This is a genomic window from Halopseudomonas salegens (assembly GCF_900105655.1).
In the GTDB taxonomy this organism is placed as follows: Bacteria; Pseudomonadota; Gammaproteobacteria; order Pseudomonadales; family Pseudomonadaceae; genus Halopseudomonas; species Halopseudomonas salegens.
The window spans coordinates 1,356,216-1,374,635 of sequence record NZ_LT629787.1 but is presented as its reverse complement, the minus strand read 5'-3'; the positions used below and the strand labels follow the sequence as shown (position 1 = coordinate 1,374,635).

Sequence of the window (18,420 nt, the reverse complement as noted above, 5' to 3'; positions counted from 1 at the left end):
CGATAAAATGCTCGTTTCAGCGGTCCATGGCCGCGCGCATATCCGCAATAATAGCGCTGATCGCACTTCGTACCTGCTCAGGCGCTTGCTCATTGGCGGCAATCTGGTTAACCAGTACCGAGCCAACCACAACACCATCTGCCACGGCCGCAACGGCTGCTGCCGACTCGCCGTCACGGATACCAAAGCCGACCCCAATGGGCAAATCGGTCACGGTACGCAGCTGTTCGAGCTTGTTTGCTACTTCGGTGACGTTCAAAGTACTGGAACCGGTCACACCTTTCAGTGAAACATAGTACACGTAGCCGCTGGCGTGAGTGCAAATCTTGCGCGCGCGATCCATAGTAGTGGTTGGCGACAGCAGAAAAATACAGTCCAGGCCCTTGGCGCGAAACAGCTCGGTGACTTCATCGGCTTCTTCCGGCGGCAGGTCCACAGTCAATACCGCATCCACGCCTGCAGCTGATGCAGCCTCGGCAAATTCAGCATACCCCATACGCTCGACGGGGTTGAGGTAACCCATCAACACGACCGGAGTGGTGTCATTGCTGCGGCGAAACTCACGGACCATGTCCAGCACCTGGGTCAGGCTGACATGGTGTGCCAGAGCACGCTCCATGGCTTGCTGGATAACCGGGCCATCAGCCATGGGATCGGAAAAAGGGATTCCCAGCTCAATGATGTCAGCACCGGCGCTGACCAGATCATGCATCAACGGCAGGGTCATATCCGGATTGGGGTCACCAGCCGTGACGTAAGGTATCAGGGCCTTGCGACTCTGGGCATGCAGGGCGGTGAAACAGGCTTCAATTCGACTCATGTTCAACTCTTCAGATGCTGATGCCGTCAATGCCGGCAACGGTATGGATATCCTTGTCGCCACGCCCGGACAGGTTGATGACGATATGCTGATCAGGGCGCATGGTGGCGGCCAGTTTCATGGCGTAGGCCACCGCATGGCTGGATTCCAGCGCTGGCATGATGCCTTCGACCCGAGTCAACTCACGGAAGGCTGTCAGGGCCTCCTCGTCAGTTGCATCGACATAACTGACCCGACCATTGTCCTTGAGCCAGCTGTGCTCCGGACCGACACCGGGATAATCGAGACCGGCGGACACCGAATGGGTCTCAATGATCTGCCCGGCATCGTCTTCCATCAGGTAGGTACGATTACCATGCAGCACGCCAGGGCGCCCGGCGCTCAGCGGCGCGGCATGTTGCCCGGTGGCAATCCCCAGACCGCCCGCCTCGACGCCATACATGGCGACATCGGCGTCATCCAGGAAGGGGTGGAACAGGCCGATGGCGTTTGAGCCGCCACCCACACAGGCCACCAGAGCATCCGGCAGGCAGCCGGCCTGGGCCAGCATCTGGGCACGGGCTTCACGGCCAATCACGCACTGGAAATCACGCACCAGCTTGGGATAGGGATGCGGACCGGCCACAGTTCCGATGATGTAAAAGGTGTCATCGATATTGGTCACCCAGTCGCGCATGGCTTCGTTCATGGCATCTTTCAGGGTTTTCGAGCCGGAGGTCACCGGAATCACTTCCGCACCCAGCAGCTTCATGCGATAGACATTCAGCGACTGCCGCTTGACGTCTTCCGCCCCCATGTAGACCTGGCATTTGAGCCCCAAGCGCGCAGCGACAGTGGCTGTTGCCACACCATGCTGGCCGGCGCCCGTCTCGGCAATCACTCGCGGCTTGCCCATGTGCTTGGCCAGCAAGGCCTGCCCGATGGTGTTGTTCACCTTGTGCGCGCCCGTATGGTTGAGGTCTTCGCGCTTCAGCCAGATCTGCGCGCCACCGACCTTGGCGGTCAGACGCTCGGCCAGATACAGCGGGGACGGACGACCGACATAGTGCGCCAGGTCATAATCAAATTCAGCCTGAAAAGCGGGATCCGCGGAAAGCTTATTGTATAAGGCCTCCAGCTCCTCCATCGCATCCATCAGGGTTTCAGACACAAAGCGACCACCGTAGGGGCCAAAATGGCCACGCGCATCCGGTACCGCTGCAAAATTGATCGGAGTTGTCTCAGACACGCTTCACCTCATGAACAAATGCTTGAATTTTTTCACTGTCCTTGATGCCTTTGGCTGCTTCCACCCCGCCGCTGACGTCAACCGCCCAAGGATGGCTTGCAGTAATCGACGCCGCGACATTGTTGGCGTCCAGCCCCCCTGCAAGGACCAGGGCCCAGTCTCTATGCGCCGGAATTGACGACCAGTCGAAGGTTTCTCCGGTACCACCGGGGACGCCGGCCTTGTAGCTGTCCAGCAAAATACCCGCAGCACCGGGCCACTGGGCAGCCAGCTGATTCAGGTCATCACCGGGGCGCACACGCAGCGCCTTCATGTAGGGACGCTGAAACTGACCGCAATAGGCGTCCGGCTCGTCGCCGTGAAACTGCAACAGATCCAGCGGCACCTCGGCCAGAACAGCTTTCACCTCATCGGCCGCAGCATTGACGAACAGGCCAACCGTGGTGACGAAAGGCGGCAGCGCCTGCACAATGGCAGCCGCCTGCGCAGCACTGACAGCGCGCGGACTGGGCGCATAAAACACCAGACCAATGGCATCGGCACCCGCCTCGGCTGCCGCCAGCGCATCCTCCACGCGGGTAATGCCACAAATCTTGATTCGCACCGGCATAACAGTGATTACCTGGATAAAAACAACAGTTTAACAGATGCGCGGCAGGCGTTCATTCAGCCCGGAGAGAAAGTGCGGACCGAGATAACGCTCAGGCAAGGCAAAATGCTGCGGATAAGTAACGTCGACCAGATACAAACCATAGCCCGGCGCAGTCAGCCCACCGTGACGACGATCCTGGCCGTCCAGCACCTCCTCCGCCCAAGCTACCGGTTTGTCACCGCAACCGATCTGCATCAATACGCCGGCGATATTGCGCACCATGTGATGCAAGAAGGCATTGGCACGAATATCCAGAACAATGAACTGGCCGAAACGCACCAGTTCCAGGTGATGAATGGTCTTGATCGGTGATTTCGCCTGGCAAGCCACGGCACGGTAGGCGCTGAAATCATGCTGACCCAACAACGCTCGAGCGGCTTGTTGCATGCGTGTCAGATCCAGCGGGCGATAATTCCAGGTCACCTCATGGGCCAGGTGTGCAGGTCGAATCGGATCGTTGTAAATGACGTAACGATAACGTCGCGCGCTGGCGGAAAATCGCGCGTGAAAATCCTCGGGGACGTATTTGACCCAACTGAGGCTAATATCCGGCGGCAGATTGGCATTGGCACCGTGGATCCAGTTGCGTGGTTCACGCCGGGCATGACTGTCAAAATGGATAACCTGACCGGACGCATGCACTCCGGCATCCGTTCGACCGGCACAAAACAGGTTCACCGGATGATCAGCCACCCGGCTCAAGGCCTTTTCCACTGCTTCCTGAACGCTCGGCACTCCGGGCTGCTGGCGCTGCCAGCCACGGTAGGCAGTGCCACGGTATTCAACGCAGGCGGCAACTCTGGAAACAACAGCGGCCGCCTCAGGGGCGGCCGCTACAACAACATCTTTCGTCATTCGTATCAGTTGTCCAACTGCTCCAGCAAGCCACGCGCTTCCTGCTGCTGCTGCTCGCTGCCTTCGTCTACGACTTCGTTGAGAATATCGCGGGCACCTTCCTGATCGCCCATTTCAACATAGGCTCGCGCCAGATCCAGCTTGGTCGCAGTCTCGTCGGTACCGGAAAGGAAATCAAAGTCATCATCGTCATCCATGCTGGCATCCATGTCGGCAGGCTTCTCCACATTGGTTTGAGTCTGTGCATCAACCGGCTGCTCTGGTGTTGCCTCCAATGCATCGGCAGTTGATTCAGCGGTTTCCTCGGCATCCAGACTGGTACTGGCATCATCCTCTGACATGGCCGCATTGAACTCGGATTCAAAATCCAGCAATTCATCATCGGAAAGACTATCGTTATCGCCGGTCTCAGCGCGGGCTGTCTCCAGTGTATCCGGGGCAGTTACCGGGCTGTCCGTCCCTTCAACGGCATCATCGTCCAGCGACCAATCCAGCATCAGATCATCACTTTCCGGCAAGGACAACTCGTCAACCTCATCGGTGGCCGTTTCATCATTGGAGCCAAGCGACAGCTCAAGGTCTTCCTCCGGCAGGTCATCCGTGAGCGACAGGTCAAAGTCGGCATCCAGGCTGTCAAGGTTGCTGTCTGCCGGCGCTTGCTGGTCAGTTTTGACATCATCTTGTGTGCCAGCGGTGTCGAGGGTGCCGTCAAGCTCGGCTGCCAGGTCATCAGCTTCCAGATCGATTCCAACTGATTCGGCATCCGGCTCGGTGCGCGAGAGCTCGTCGCCCAGCCCGTCTTCCAGATCAAAATCAAGGTCCAGTTCGTCGGCGCTGGCATTGTCGCCACTGTCGGCCAGACTGCTCAGTTCATCCTCACCAGCGAGCTCACCCAGATCAAACTCGGCATCCAGCTCGTCGCTCTCCGAGGACGCGCCTGCCTGGTCGTCGGTCGAGAAGAAGTCGGCATCAGCCAGATCATTATCGGCATCGGTTTCTGCGGCTACTGCTCCGGCACCAGCCAGAGCGGCTGCCGCAGCGGCAACGGCCGGGAACCGCTGATCAAGGGCATTCAGTGACGGTTCGTTGCCACCTTCGGCGCGCAGAGCCGTGCCCTGCTCGGCGTAGCCGGCAGCGTTTTCACGCAATGCTTCCACTTCCATCAACTTGAGTCGCAGATCACTGCGATCAGGTTCTTGCTCAAGTGCTCTGACCAGGAGATCCCGCGCCTCGTCGAGCTTGCCATAAGCCAGCAAACCTTCAGCAGCTACCAGCGCATCCTCCCCGTCATCCTCTGCCTCTTCATCAAAGGATGCCAGAGCAACATTGAAATCATCATCCTGCTCGGCTTCTGCCGCCTGTTCACGACTGGCCTGAGCGATAAAGTTGTCGGCCATCTCTTCTTCGCGACGAGCATTGCGGCGCGACAGAGCCATCAGGATCAACAACAACACAATCAGAGCCAGACCGGCGCCCGTGTAAAGAACCACAGGATTCTGCAGCAGACGCTGCAACATGGCATCTGCGCCGCCCTCACTGGTTTCGGGGGTCGTTTCGGCCGGCGGTGCCGCCGGTTCATCGGCAGCAACCACATCGGCCGGCTCCGCTGCAGGTTCAGCAGCAGGCGTTTGTTCTTCGACAAAAACTTCCGGCGCTGTCATTTCATCAGTGACGACCTGCTCGTTTTCGGGCCCAATCGCTGATGTACGCGGATCATCCAGGGTTTGCACTGCAGTCAGGTCCAGCTCGCTGGCTTCCGCTTCCACATCAGCCAGCTCAGCATCCACTTCCGGCAGAATATCCGGGGTTTCCGGCGTAGCACCAAGCTCTTCCTGCAAGGCAGCCAACTGGGCGTCTTTCAGCTCCAACAGCCGCTGCGCAGTTTCCAGCTGGCCCTGGATTTCGCTCAAGCGATCATCCATTTCTGCTCTTTCACGCTCGGCCGCATCCAGCTGCTCCTTGGCCTGATCAAGCTGATCTCGCAAGGGCTGTTGATTGTCACCGTCACCACTGTCGGTCGCTGAGGCAGCAGACTGATCATTGCCAGCTACCAGACGCAGCGTATCGCCACCGTCAGACTCGGCCGGGGCCGGGGCGGCCGTATCGCGCTGACGCGCATCCAGCTGCCGCTGACTGGCCGCTTGCCGTGCAGATTGCCAGTCAGCGTTCTGTTGTGCCACGGCGGCGATTGCCTCGCCCTGGCTGCGTTGAGTGGCCTGCTGAGTATCGGGCATCTGCAGACGCTGATTGTTGCGCAGACGGTTGATATTGTTATCGATAAAGGCATCCGGATTCAGATCCTGAATGGCCAGCATGGTCTGATGTACGGAAGCATTCTGTGGACGATTGCGTTGAGCCAACACCCACAAGGTATCGTTCTGGCCGACCGTGACCATTCCCGGCTGCTCTGGCACAGAGGATCGGGTCGATGCCTGACGCGCTGGCGAGGCATCTGTACGCCGGGACGGCTGTTCAGCACGCGGGGCCGAAGCTGGCGCACTGGCGGACGCCGGAGTAACTGACGGACTGGTGACCGGGCGGGCCTGATAGGTCGGCGGGTCGATCAGCAGGGTAAACTCACGCAGCACCCGACCCGACGGCCAGCGCACTTCAAGCAGGAAGTTGACAAAGGGCTCGCGCACCGGCTGATTGGAGGTGACCCGGATGAAGGCTCGACCATCCTCCCCCACTACCGGGGTAAAAGTCAGATCGGTAAGAAAAAACGGCCGTTCAATACCGGCGCGACCAAAGTCGTCTGGCGAGGCCAGGCGGGGAATAATCTCGGTACTTTCCAGGTCACGGACCTGGAGCAATTGAATCTCGGCATCCAGCGGCTGATTCAAGGCCGAACGCAGGTTGATATCCCCTACGCCCAGGGCATGAGCCATATTGCCTGACATCAAAGCGCTTGCTGCGGCTACAGCGATAACCAGTTTGCGTACCATTTGCGAAGATCCTTTGCCTTATCGTTTTTCTTTTGCGCCTACAGCTCCGAAGTCTCTTGCCGGTCTTTGTGTTGCCCCCATCCGGCAGCCTTGCCTTTTCTACCTCTGACTCCGTTTACAGCACGCTGGCGCGTGACTGTCACTGCAAACCCTTGGCGCATACTACTCAATATACCAATTGTGTCGACCCACAGACTTGCGCCCTTTACTACAAACCTGCAGCAAGTATCGGTTACAAATAGTCTTTTATCAACAACTCAGCAACTTGCAAGGTATTTCTCGCCACGCCGACACGTAAATTGTCTGCAACTGACCACAAACTGACACGTTTTGGATCGATGCTGTCCTGCCTGATACGGCCAACCCAAAGATGCTCATCGCCGGCAGCTTCGGTAACTGGTGTCGGAAAGCCGCCCGCTGCCGGTTTGTCGAGAATCTTGATTGCCGGGCCCTTGCGCAGCAGGCTGGCAAGCGCTTTACGGTCAACGGGCTGTTCCAGCTCCAACTGCAGACTGTGGCCGCTGCCATAGAAGACCGGCACCAACACGGCGGTGACGCTCAAGGGTACCTCGGTCAACGGCAAAACCCGGCGCAAACCGGAAACCAGGCGTGCTTCAGCGGCACTGCTGCCATCGTCCTGCGCTGCACCAATACGCGGCAACAGGTTGAAAGCAGCCTGCTTTTCGAAACTTCCGCCTTCTACCGGCTGCCCATTGAGCAACTTGCCGGTTTGCAATGCCATGGCCTCCAGCGCACTGCGTCCCTGGGTAGAGAGTGACTGGTAGGTGCTGATGGTGGCTGCACGCAACCCTTTGCCAAGCAAGGGTTGCAACACCAGAGCTGCCTGCACTACCTGACTGTCCGGACTGACCAGCAAGCCACGTGGCAAGCCGGCCAGAACACTGGCAGCGTTGACGTCTGCAACCAGCATCGGCACCTGGGTATCGTCCTGCCACTGCTCGCTGGTATCGATGACCCAGCAGCCGGCAGCCACCGCACGCGGAGCCCATTCCGCACTGACCGCCGCTTCAGTGGCAAAAATCACCACGGCATAGCGACTGAAGTCGGCCTTCTCCAGCGGCTCGACGCGGCGGCTCTCGCCGGCAATCAACAGGCGCCCACCCGCGTCTTCCGCTGTTTCGAACAGTGCCAGCTCGCTATAACCGAAACTGTGCTCGTCGAGTAACGCCACCAGGTTTTCGCCAACCATGCTGTTGACGCCCACTATTGCCCATGCTGCTGATGTTGCCATCGATCTGAATCCTTGCCTGATGCCGACACAAGTCGGCGATAGAGGCACCCCACGTCAGAATGCCGATCTGTCTGAAGCACAAAGGGCACCGGGTTTCACCCCGGTGCCCTTTGGTCATGCCGTCACGGGGCATGCCGTCGAACCACTCAACTTTCCTGCAGAATACGCAGCATGCGGCGCAGCGGCTCGGCTGCGCCCCACAACAGCTGGTCACCCACAGTAAAGGCCGACAGGTATTGCGAGCCCATATTCAGCTTGCGCAAGCGCCCGACCGGAACAGTCAGGGTACCGGTCACTGCCGTGGGAGTCAGATCGGTCAGAGTGACGTCTTTCTCGTTGGGCACCACTTTCGACCAGGCATTGTGCTCATCCAGCATGGCTTCGATGTCAGCGATCGGCACATCCTTGTTCAGCTTGATGGTCAATGCCTGACTGTGACAACGCATGGCACCAATGCGTACGCAGATACCGTCAACCGGGATAGGCCGGCCGCTACGACCAATAATCTTGTTGGTTTCGGCCTGGGCTTTCCACTCTTCACGGCTCTGGCCGTTGCTCAGCTGCTTGTCGATCCAGGGGATCAGACTGCCAGCCAGGGGCACGCCGAATTGATCGACCGGGAAGCTGTCGCTGCGCATGGCCTCGACGACTTTGCGGTCCAGCTCGAGAATGGCACTGGAAGGATCAGCCAACTCAGGCGCTACCGACTGCTGAATGGCGCCCATCTGGTTGATCAGCTCACGCATATTCTGCGCGCCAGCCCCACTGGCAGCCTGATAGGTCATGGCACTGGCCCACTCGACCAGCCCCTGCTCGAACAGGCCGCCCAGGCCCATGAGCATCAGACTGACAGTGCAGTTGCCGCCCACGTAGGTCTTGATGCCATCACGCAGGGCCTGGTCAATATTGCGGCGATTGACCGGGTCCAGCACGATCAGGGCATCATCTTCCATGCGCAAGCTCGATGCAGCGTCAATCCAGTAGCCTTTCCAGCCCGCTTCACGCAGCTTGCCGTAAACAGCCTGAGTATACTCACCGCCCTGGCAGGTAATGATAACGTCCAGCGGCTTGAGCGCCTCCAGATCAAAAGCATCCTGCAGCGGCGGCGTGTCTTTACCGACGTCGGGGCCCTGACCGCCCACATTGGAGGTGGTGAAAAATACCGGCTCAATGGCAGCAAAGTCATTTTCTTCACGCATGCGCTGCATCAGCACTGAACCGACCATGCCACGCCAGCCAACCAAACCTACTTTTTTCATGACAACAACCCCATAGGGTGAACAGATTCAAAGACAGCAACGCCCAACATATAGTCGGGCGTCGCAAAATAGCAGTACAGACTACAGGTTTTTCAGCGCCGCTACCACGGCCGCACCCATTTCTGCGGTACTGACCTTGCGGCAGCCTGCGGCCATGATGTCGCCGGTACGCAGGCCCTGGTCCAATACCTGGCTGACTGCCTGCTCAATCGCATCGGCTGCCTTGACCTCATTGAAGCTGTAACGGAGCAGCATGGAAACCGACAGAATGGTCGCCAGCGGGTTGGCAATGCCCTGCCCGGCGATATCCGGCGCGCTGCCGTGGCACGGCTCATACATGCCCTTGTTATTGGCATCCAGTGACGCTGAGGGCAACATACCGATTGACCCTGTGAGCATGGACGCCTGATCGGACAAAATGTCACCAAACATGTTGTCCGTCACTATCACGTCAAACTGTTTTGGCGCACGCACCAGCTGCATGGCGGCGTTGTCGACATACATGTGTGACAGTTCCACCTCGGGATAGTCGCGCGCGACCTCTTCAACCACTTCACGCCAGAGCTGGCTGGACGCCAACACATTGGCCTTATCGACCGAACACAGTTTCCTGTTGCGCACCATGGCCATGTCAAAACCGACTTTGGCGATACGGCGCACTTCACTTTCACTGTACGGCAGGGTGTCATAGGCCATGCGCTCGCCGTCTTTCACCAGCCGCTCACGTGGCTGGCCGAAATAGATACCACCGGTAAGCTCGCGCACGATCAGAATATCCAGCCCCGAGACCACCTCCGGCTTCAACGTGGAAGACTCCGCCAGCTGCGGATACAGCAAGGCCGGGCGCAAGTTGCCAAACAGGCCCAGCTCGGAGCGGATTTTCAACAGGCCACGCTCAGGCCGCAGGGCCGGATCAATGGTGTCCCACTTGGGACCGCCCACAGCGCCGAGCAAAATGGCATCTGCGGCACGGGCACGGTCGAGGGTTTCGTCAGCCAGCGGCACGCCATACTTGTCATAGGCAGCACCGCCCAGCTCATCGTGGCTCAGCTGCACATCGAGGGCAAACTTGTCATTCGCCAGTTCCAGCACCTTGACCGCCTCGGCAACGATTTCCGGACCGATACCATCGCCGGGGAGGATAAGTATGTTTTTCATTCTCTGCGTTACTCCAAAACCAGGTGAAATGGCTGAAGGCCGAAAGCCGAAGGCTGGAAGATCTCGACCTTCAAGCCTCTAGCCTTTGGCGTTCAGCCTGACGCCGCAGGCGTCGAATTATTTGATCGCGCCGAACAGCCAGGGCTGCTTCTGGCGGTGGGTTTCTTCGAAGCTGCGGATAGCGTCAGCGTCTTCCAGCGTCAGGCCGATGTCATCCAGACCGTTCAACAGGCAATGCTTGCGGAAGGCATCGACTTCGAAGCTGTACGCCTTGCCATCCGGACGGGTGACCGTCTGCGCCGGCAGATCAATGGTCAATTGATAGCCCTCTTCCGCTTCAGCCTGCCGGAACAAATCATCAACTTCTTCTTCAGTCAAAACAATAGGTAACAAGCCATTCTTGAAGCTATTGTTGAAGAAAATATCAGCAAAGCTCGGTGCAATCACGCTGCGAAAGCCGTACTCTTCCAGCGCCCATGGCGCGTGCTCACGGCTGGAACCGCAGCCGAAATTCTTGCGCGCGAGCAAGACACTGGCACCCTGATAACGGGGCTGATTGAGCACGAAATCCGGGTTCAGCGGTCGTGTCGAGCAATCCTGGCCAGGCAGACCCTCGTCCAGATAACGCAGCTCGTCAAACAGGTTCTGCCCGAAACCGGTGCGCTTGATCGACTTGAGAAACTGCTTGGGGATAATCAGATCAGTATCCACATTGGCACGATCAAGTGGTGCCGCCAAACCGGTATGCTGGGTAAATGGCTTCATGCGTGGGCCTCCTGATTGAGCATCTCGCGAACATCGACAAAGTGACCGGCAATCGCTGCTGCGGCCGCCATCGCCGGGCTGACCAGGTGGGTACGCCCGCCATTGCCCTGGCGACCCTCGAAATTGCGGTTCGAGGTCGAGGCGCAGTGCTCACCGGACTGCAGGCGGTCCGGGTTCATCGCCAGACACATGGAACACCCCGGATCACGCCACTCGAAACCTGCAGCCTTGAAGATAGCGTCCAGGCCCTCTCGCTCGGCCTGTTCCTTGACCAGGCCGGAACCGGGCACCACCATCGCCTGTTTGACGCTGGGCGCAACCGAGCGACCCTTGGCAACGGCAGCTGCGGCGCGCAAGTCTTCAATCCGCGAGTTGGTGCAGGAACCGATAAAGACGCGATCCAGCTTGATCGAAGTAATCGGTTGATTGGCTTCCAGCCCCATGTACTGCAATGCGCGCTGATAGCCACTGCGCTTGACCGCATCGGTTTCCGCAGCCGGATCAGGCACCGAGGCATCCACGGCTACGACCATTTCCGGCGACGTGCCCCAGGACACCTGCGGCTTGATCGACGCGGCGTCCAGCTCAACCACGGTATCAAACTGTGCGTCGGCATCGGACTGCAGATCCTGCCAGGCACTCACGGCCTGCTCCCAGTCAACACCCTTGGGCGCATAGGGGCGATCTTTCACATAGGCGATGGTTTTCTCGTCACAGGCGACCAGACCAACCCGGGCGCCGGCTTCAATCGCCATGTTGCAGATGGTCATGCGCCCTTCGATCGACAGATCGCGAATCGCCGAACCAGCAAACTCGATGGCATGGCCGTTACCGCCCGCCGTGCCGATCTTGCCGATGACGGCCAGCACAATATCCTTGGCGGTGACGCCAAAACCGAGCTGACCATCCACCTGCACCAGCATGTTCTTCATCTTTTTGGCCACCAGGCACTGGGTCGCCAGTACATGCTCGACTTCCGAGGTACCGATACCATGTGCCAGCGCGGCAAAGGCGCCATGAGTTGCCGTATGCGAGTCACCACAGACCACAGTCATGCCCGGCAAGGTGGCGCCCTGCTCCGGACCCACCACATGCACGATCCCCTGCCGGCGGTCGGTCATCTGGAATTCCAGAATGCCGAAATCACGGCAATTGTCATCCAGGGTAACCACCTGCAACTTGGACACCAGATCTTCAATGCCTTCAACACCTGCACTACGGTTGGTCGTCGGCACGTTATGATCCGGGGTGGCCAGATTGGCATCGATCCGCCAGGGTTGCCGACCAGCCAGGCGCAGCCCTTCGAAGGCCTGCGGCGAGGTCACTTCGTGCAACAGGTGACGATCAATGTAGATAAGCGCAGAACCATCATCGCGCTGTTTGACCAGGTGGTTATCCCACAACTTGTCATAAAGGGTTTTGCCGGACATGCGTCAACTCCTGCAAGGGCTATTCAAGTGCAATGAGCATATCTACTGGCAATTGATAAAACAAATTCATAATATTCATTCATCGCATAACCAATTGGAATGAATATGGACACCGCGAACCTGCAGGCCTTCCTCGCCGTAGTGCATACGGGCTCTTTCTCCCGGGCAGCCGAACAGTTGCACCTGACGCAACCGGCCGTCAGCAAACGTATTGCTGCACTGGAACAGCAACTGGACTGCCTGTTATTCGATCGCATTGGCCGACATATTGCGCTGACCGAAGCCGGCCGAGCATTGAAACCCCGCGCCGAGCACCTGCTCAACCTGCTCCACGACACCCGCCGCGCCCTTGGCAACCTGTCCAGCCGGGTGCAAGGCCAGCTGAGCATTGCCACCAGCCACCATATAGGCCTGCACCGTCTGCCACAGGTGCTGCGGCGCTTCAGCAAGGCGTTTCCCGGCGTGGCGCTGGATATCCGCTTTCTGGATTCCGAGGTGGCTCACGAGCAGGTCTTGCAGGGAGCCATCGAACTGGCCGTTGTCACCCTGCCGCCACACAGCGAACCGCCGATGCGCAGCGAACGCATCTGGCAAGACCCGCTGGCCGTCGTCGTCGCCCCGGACCACCCACTGGCCAATCAGTCGACCGTCACCCTGGCGCAACTGGCCGAGCATCCGGCGGTATTGCCGGACAGTCATACGGTAACCCACCGAATAGTCAGCGAACTGTTTGCCCAGCATGCTCTGACGCCTCGCATCAGCATGACGACCAACTACATGGAAACCCTGAAAATGCTGGTATCCATCGGCCTCGCCTGGAGTGTACTACCGAACACAATGCTGGATGACCAGGTCCGCAGCCTGCCAGTCAAAGCGGCCAGCCTGCAACGCGAGCTTGGCTATGTCCGCCACACCGGGCGAACATTGTCCAACGCTGCACAGGCCTTTATTGATATTTTGCAACAGGAGCGTGAAACCCGTGCTTGAGGCTTTGCCAATCCGGGCTGCACCATTCGCGCAGTAACGCCCGACAATTCACTTGTCGCCCCTGATATCAACGGCTATGTTGAGTAGACAAGATGTCGTAGTGCCAGCCCGTAGTAGCCTCCATGAGGTAGCGATAATGGGGCAACAAGACAACCTGCCAGCGTCAATGGCCCCTTCCGACAAGGATGCGGCGTTCAGGCGCCTTTTCTTCCGCATGCCGGTTGCCAGCATGCTGGTGGATGCGTCCAATGGCTGCGTGATTGATATCAACCCGGCCTTTCAGAAACTCTTCGGCTGGGACCGCCAACAATCACTGGGCCGCGACACCGGCCACGAATTCCCCTTGTGGCACAGCAAGCGGCAGCGCGAATCAATGCTCGAGCATTTTCATCAGCACGGCAGCATGGATCACTTCGAAGCCGAACTGTTATGCCGTGACGGCCAGTTGAAGACTTGTCTGGTTTCGGTGGAATATATCGAGCTGGACGGCATGCTGTGCCGATTGTCCATGGCTTACGACATTACCGAACAAAAACGCTTTGATGCCGAACTGAAAAAAAGTCAGGAACGGCTGCACATGGCGCTGAATGCCAGCCAGATGGGTATCTGGGATCTGGACTTGCACAGCCGCACCCTGCACTGTTCAGCCCGTGCCGCTTTCATGCATGGTTTCCATGCTTACCCCTGGGAAGGGCCGCTGAGTTTTTTCACCCGCAGCATTCATCCGCAGGACCGTACCGCGATGCGTCGTGCCTTTGTTGCCATCTGCCGGGGTGAACAACGGCGCTACCGGCTTAATTACCGCCAGCTCGGCCATAACCGTCAGACTCGCTGGCTGGAAGCCACAGCCACCCTGCACCGCGATACCGATGGCAACCCTTTGCGCATGGTCGGGACGCTGAAAGACATTACCGACCGACGGCGCAATGAGCAGGCCCTGATCGAGAGCGAACTCAAGTTTGCGACCCTGTTTCAAGGGGCGCCGGAACCTTACTGCCTGATTGATCGCGACACGTTGAGCATTATCGAGATCAATCACAGCTTTACCGAACAGCTGGGCTATCAGCCGGAACCTGTGCTCGGTCAGACGCCGGAGCAAGCCGGCCTCTGGCATGACAAGGCACGCACCCGGGCGCTGCTCGAAGCCGCCAAGAGCGATCAGAACCTGAAGGGTCACGAGCTGATTGTGAAACACAGGCAGGGCCACAATATGACCTGTGAGCTATCGACGGCCTTGCTGACCATTAATCGACTGCCCTGCCTGCTGATCAGTTTCAAGGATGTGTCTGCTCGCAAGAAGGCGGAACGGGCCCTGCGCGCTTCAGAACAGAAGTTTGCCCTTGCTTTCAAAGCCAGTCCGGACTCGATCAGCCTGACCGAGCGTGACAGTGGCCGGTATATCGAAGTCAATGAAGGCTTCACCGGTCTGACCGGCTACAGCGCTGACGAAGTCATTGGCAAAACCGCTCAGGACCTGGGTATCTGGGCCGATTATCAACAGCGGGCGGACATGGTCGCCGAATTGAACGAGAAAGGTCAGGTCCGCGATCGGGAAATGCGTGCCAGGGGCAAGTTCGGGCAGGAGTTGTTGGCATCTGTTTCGGTACAACCCTTACTCCTGGACGGCCAGAACTGCATGCTGATTACTGCCCGTGATATTACCGAGCAAAAGCTGATCGAAGCGCGAATCAAGCATCTGGCCTACCATGATGCGCTGACCGACCTGCCCAACCGTACCCTGCTGGCCGACCGTCTGAAGCAGAGCATCAGCCTGTACAAGCGCGTCAATCTGCGCGGGGCCTTGATGTTTTTCGATCTGGACCACTTCAAGAACATCAACGATTCGCTGGGCCACTCCTGCGGTGATGCGGTACTGCAAACAGTGACCCAGCGCCTGCTGGCGACTGTGCGCAAACAGGACACCGTTGCGCGCCTGGGTGGCGACGAATTTGTCGTCTTGCTCAGTGGTCTGGAAGCCGATCACGACCAGTGTTTGCTGCATATCCGAGGCACCGCCGAAAAGCTGCGCAAGGCGCTGGCGCAACCCATGCACATCGAAGGCCATGCCCTGGAACTCAGTGTCAGCATAGGCATCGCGGTGTTGCCGGAACACGGTGACAATCCGGAAGACCTGCTCAAACGCGCGGATATCGCGCTTTACCGGGTCAAGGAGAGTGGTCGCAATGGCATCGCATTCTTTGAACAGGCCATGCAACTGGCGGCCAGTGAACGCCTGACGATCGAATCCGAATTGCGCCAGGCCATTACCCAGGGACAATTCCAGCTGCATTATCAGCCCCAGATTCAGGCCGACAACCACCGCATTGTTGGTGCTGAAGCATTGATTCGGTGGCAACACCCGGAGCGCGGCATGATCAGCCCGGCCAGCTTTATTCCGGTACTGGAAGAAAGCGGCATGATCCTGTCGGCTGGTCAGTGGGTGGTTACCGAGGCCTGTCAGCACATTCGCCGTCTGTTGGACGGCCATATGCTGACGGAGAATTTCCGTTTGTCGGTGAATATCAGCCCGCGCCAGTTCCGCCAGCAGGACTTTGTCGAGCAGATTGAGCAGGCTATCCGCGACAGCGCCATTCCGGCCAGTTACCTGGTACTGGAAATTACCGAAAGCATTGTCATTCAGGACATCAACGATACCATTGCGAAAATGCAGCAATTGCGCGCTCTGGGGGTTTCTTTTGCAATTGATGACTTCGGCACCGGCTACTCGTCCCTGAGCTATCTCAAGCGCCTGCCACTGGATACGCTGAAAATCGACCAATCCTTTGTCCGCGACTGCACCCAGGACCCCAACGATGCGGAAATCATTCGCACCATTGTTGCCCTTGGATTGAACCTGCACTTGAAGCTGATCGCCGAAGGCGTGGAGCAGCAGGAGCAACTCGACTTCCTGGTAAAGCTTAACTGTCATGCCTACCAGGGTTTCCTGTACAGCCCGGCAGTTGCGGAAGACGATTTCATGCGTTTGCTTGAAGTCGGTCGATAACGCACCAGACGCTTGTCAGCAAGCTGGTAATTCATGCCAGAATAGAGGGTCTGTTGCCAAGGAAATGACTGTGACCCTGCATACTCAGGCACTGGTGGTGTACCCCGCCGAACAAGCCCAACATCTGGAAGCTGTGCGCCGTTTTGCCGAAGCGGCCAATATCAGGCTGTACGAATTCACCAGCGCTGACTTTCTTGCCGAACCCGGCCGTTGTCTCGACCATGCCCAGCACGTGATTGTGCTGAGCGATGAGGAAGACTTCAGTGAGTACGTCAATCAGGCAAAAACGCTCAACTTCTCGCTGGGGATCATTCCACTCAAGGCGAAAAGTCGTTTGCACAAATGGTTCGGCATTCCGGCCAGAACAGAGGATGCCATTGCACTGGCCTTTGCCGAGCAAAGTACGGCTCTGGACGTTGCGCGCTGCAACGATGAAGTCGTACTGGGAATGGTCATGCTGGGAGAAACACCCTTTCTTGACCAGCGCAGCAAAACCTATCAGAACCGCCAGGCATCAGCCTATGAACACCTGATCTACTGGCTGGCGCTGGTCTGGACCAGTTTGCGCAACCTGATGGCGATCAAACCCTTTGCCGTATCCCTGACCACCGGCAAGGATGTCACCATCCGCACAGCCATTACCGGTATGGTCGCGATCGAAAATGACATCAACAGCGCTGCTGCCCGGCTGATAAACACCACCCTTTCCGCCCAGGACGGGAAAGTTTCAACCATCCTGATAGCGCCGAAATCGGTCAAGGAATACCTGTCTTTCCTGCTTGCCAGCCTGTTCAGGGGCGAACAGCAGGTCAAACGACTGCCGCCGACGGTCAGCTATATCAAAAGCCAGTATCTGCGCATCGATGCCAGTAAGCCCCTGGTGTACTTTGTTGATGGCCGGCGCCGGGAAGCCGCGAGCATCGAGCTGCACCTGTATCCGGAAGCCGTACGCATCAATGTCGGTGAAATCCAGCAGGTCAGCCAGCCGAGCCAGCGCAATGGCAAGGATACGATGAAAATCGACAGCCTTCCGGTCAACCAGGACCGGCTGAACATGATTCAGACGCACTTGCCCCTGTTCACCCGCGCCCTGGAAGATGAGTTCAAGGACCTGTTCCTGCAGTTGCGCGAGAATGCCCAGGCTCATCCCCACTATATCGCCCTGATGGTGCTCAGCGTTATCGTCGCCAGCCTTGGGCTGTATTTGTCCAGTGCCGCCGTGATTATCGGCGCCATGGTACTGGCGCCTTTGATGTCGCCGATCATTTCCCTCTCCATGGCGCTGTTGCGCGGTGACCGGGCGCTGCTGCAAAGGTCCTCGCTGACCATAGCCCTGGGAGTGGGTCTGGCCCTGTTGACCGCAGCCTTGCTGGCCCTGATTATTCCGATCAATCGCATTACTCCGGAAATGTCTGGTCGCCTGCATCCGAACCTGCTTGATCTGGGCGTAGCGATTGCTTCGGGTATTGCCGGCGGCTATGCCCATGCGCGTGAAAGCGTCATAAAAAGCTTGCCCGGCGTCGCTATTGCCGTCGCCCTGGTGCCACCGCTGTCAGTAGCCGGCATCGGGATTGGCTGGTGGCAGTGGGATGTTTTTGCCGGGGCCATGCTGCTGTTTCTCACCAACCTGGTCGGTATTGCCCTGGCCGCAGCGCTGACCTTTCTGATTCTGGGTTTTGCCCCGCTGATCAAGGCCAAACGTGGGCTGACGATTTCTGCTGTTTTGCTGGCGACCGTGGCCATTCCGCTGACCTTCGCCTTTGTCGACATCAACCAGCGCTGGCAACTGGAGCGCGACCTGACCGACGCGCCACTGGAAGTTCACGGCAAACTGATGACCATGCAGGCGCCGCAGGTGTCACGCCAGGGACGCGGTGTGGTGATACAGGGTGATCTGGTAGCCGAGCAACCCATTCTGATGGCCGATCTGCGCGCATTGCGCTCGCGCCTGGAAAATCAATGGGACCGGCCCGTCACTCTCGAACTCAATACCCGGGTGCGAATTGGCGGTAACTGACAAGGGACGCCTTCAGCAGCCGGGGAACCGATTTAAACGCTCCATATT

Annotated in this window: 13 protein-coding genes; 3 read left to right on the top strand and 10 right to left on the bottom strand. The window is 58.3% G+C overall.

Annotation, left to right across the window (positions count from 1 at the left end; all coding sequences use genetic code 11):
- Positions 1–16: 16 nt before the first annotated feature.
- The 10 genes from trpA to leuC form a co-directional block, all read right to left on the bottom strand.
- On the bottom strand, positions 17–820 hold the full coding sequence (trpA, locus tag BLU07_RS06090) for a tryptophan synthase subunit alpha (RefSeq protein WP_092385153.1): 804 nt from the start codon (positions 818–820) through the stop codon (positions 17–19).
- Between the two features lie 10 nt (positions 821–830).
- Entirely contained in the window at positions 831–2,048 is a 1,218-nt protein-coding gene (trpB, locus tag BLU07_RS06085) for a tryptophan synthase subunit beta (RefSeq protein ID WP_092385151.1), read from the bottom strand.
- A complete protein-coding gene (locus BLU07_RS06080) occupies positions 2,041–2,658 on the bottom strand; it encodes a phosphoribosylanthranilate isomerase (RefSeq protein ID WP_092385149.1) in 618 nt (205 codons plus the stop codon). The genes trpB and BLU07_RS06080 overlap by 8 nt, the downstream gene beginning before the upstream one ends.
- A 30-nt stretch (positions 2,659–2,688) precedes the next feature.
- Positions 2,689–3,555: a tRNA pseudouridine(38-40) synthase TruA gene (gene truA, locus BLU07_RS06075; RefSeq protein WP_092385147.1), complete on the bottom strand. Its 867-nt coding sequence runs from the start codon at positions 3,553–3,555 to the stop codon at positions 2,689–2,691.
- Positions 3,556–3,560: 5 nt separating this feature from the next.
- Positions 3,561–6,500 (bottom strand): FimV/HubP family polar landmark protein, encoded by a 2,940-nt coding sequence (locus BLU07_RS06070; RefSeq protein WP_092385144.1) that lies wholly within the window; start codon positions 6,498–6,500, stop codon positions 3,561–3,563.
- 232 nt (positions 6,501–6,732) lie between these two features.
- Positions 6,733–7,752: an aspartate-semialdehyde dehydrogenase gene (locus BLU07_RS06065; RefSeq protein WP_092385142.1), complete on the bottom strand. Its 1,020-nt coding sequence runs from the start codon at positions 7,750–7,752 to the stop codon at positions 6,733–6,735.
- Between the two features lie 146 nt (positions 7,753–7,898).
- Complete coding sequence (gene asd / locus BLU07_RS06060) at positions 7,899–9,011, bottom strand: aspartate-semialdehyde dehydrogenase (RefSeq protein WP_092385140.1); 1,113 nt, start codon at positions 9,009–9,011, stop codon at positions 7,899–7,901.
- 81 nt (positions 9,012–9,092) lie between these two features.
- Positions 9,093–10,169: a 3-isopropylmalate dehydrogenase gene (gene leuB / locus BLU07_RS06055; RefSeq protein WP_092385138.1), complete on the bottom strand. Its 1,077-nt coding sequence runs from the start codon at positions 10,167–10,169 to the stop codon at positions 9,093–9,095.
- 117 nt (positions 10,170–10,286) lie between these two features.
- Entirely contained in the window at positions 10,287–10,934 is a 648-nt protein-coding gene (gene leuD, locus BLU07_RS06050) for a 3-isopropylmalate dehydratase small subunit (protein ID WP_092385136.1), read from the bottom strand.
- Positions 10,931–12,364: a 3-isopropylmalate dehydratase large subunit gene (leuC, locus tag BLU07_RS06045; protein WP_092385134.1), complete on the bottom strand. Its 1,434-nt coding sequence runs from the start codon at positions 12,362–12,364 to the stop codon at positions 10,931–10,933. The genes leuD and leuC overlap by 4 nt, the downstream gene beginning before the upstream one ends.
- Before the next feature lie 105 nt (positions 12,365–12,469).
- On the opposite strand from leuC, the gene BLU07_RS06040 reads away from it, so the two are divergent.
- The 3 genes from BLU07_RS06040 to BLU07_RS06030 all read left to right on the top strand — a co-directional run bounded on the left by BLU07_RS06040 (position 12,470) and on the right by BLU07_RS06030 (position 18,372).
- On the top strand, positions 12,470–13,351 hold the full coding sequence (locus BLU07_RS06040) for a LysR family transcriptional regulator (protein ID WP_092385132.1): 882 nt from the start codon (positions 12,470–12,472) through the stop codon (positions 13,349–13,351).
- 136 nt (positions 13,352–13,487) lie between these two features.
- Positions 13,488–16,355 (top strand): bifunctional diguanylate cyclase/phosphodiesterase, encoded by a 2,868-nt coding sequence (locus BLU07_RS06035; protein WP_172830092.1) that lies wholly within the window; start codon positions 13,488–13,490, stop codon positions 16,353–16,355.
- Positions 16,356–16,425: 70 nt separating this feature from the next.
- Positions 16,426–18,372, top strand: a complete 1,947-nt coding sequence (locus BLU07_RS06030; protein ID WP_157719095.1) for a DUF389 domain-containing protein — start codon at positions 16,426–16,428, stop codon at positions 18,370–18,372.
- Positions 18,373–18,420 lie beyond the last annotated feature (48 nt).

Bases quoted from the DNA above. Each gene is read 5' to 3' on its own strand.
- trpA (WP_092385153.1), bottom strand. From the start codon at position 820: ATGAGTCGAATTGAAGCCTGTTTCACCGCCCTGCATGCCCAGAGTCGC.
- BLU07_RS06080 (WP_092385149.1), bottom strand. From the start codon at position 2,658: ATGCCGGTGCGAATCAAGATTTGTGGCATTACCCGCGTGGAGGATGCG.
- truA (WP_092385147.1), bottom strand. From the start codon at position 3,555: ATGACGAAAGATGTTGTTGTAGCGGCCGCCCCTGAGGCGGCCGCTGTT.
- BLU07_RS06070 (WP_092385144.1), bottom strand. From the start codon at position 6,500: ATGGTACGCAAACTGGTTATCGCTGTAGCCGCAGCAAGCGCTTTGATG.
- BLU07_RS06065 (WP_092385142.1), bottom strand. From the start codon at position 7,752: ATGGCAACATCAGCAGCATGGGCAATAGTGGGCGTCAACAGCATGGTT.
- asd (WP_092385140.1), bottom strand. From the start codon at position 9,011: ATGAAAAAAGTAGGTTTGGTTGGCTGGCGTGGCATGGTCGGTTCAGTG.
- leuB (WP_092385138.1), bottom strand. From the start codon at position 10,169: ATGAAAAACATACTTATCCTCCCCGGCGATGGTATCGGTCCGGAAATC.
- leuD (WP_092385136.1), bottom strand. From the start codon at position 10,934: ATGAAGCCATTTACCCAGCATACCGGTTTGGCGGCACCACTTGATCGT.
- leuC (WP_092385134.1), bottom strand. From the start codon at position 12,364: ATGTCCGGCAAAACCCTTTATGACAAGTTGTGGGATAACCACCTGGTC.
- BLU07_RS06040 (WP_092385132.1), top strand. From the start codon at position 12,470: ATGGACACCGCGAACCTGCAGGCCTTCCTCGCCGTAGTGCATACGGGC.
- BLU07_RS06035 (WP_172830092.1), top strand. From the start codon at position 13,488: ATGGGGCAACAAGACAACCTGCCAGCGTCAATGGCCCCTTCCGACAAG.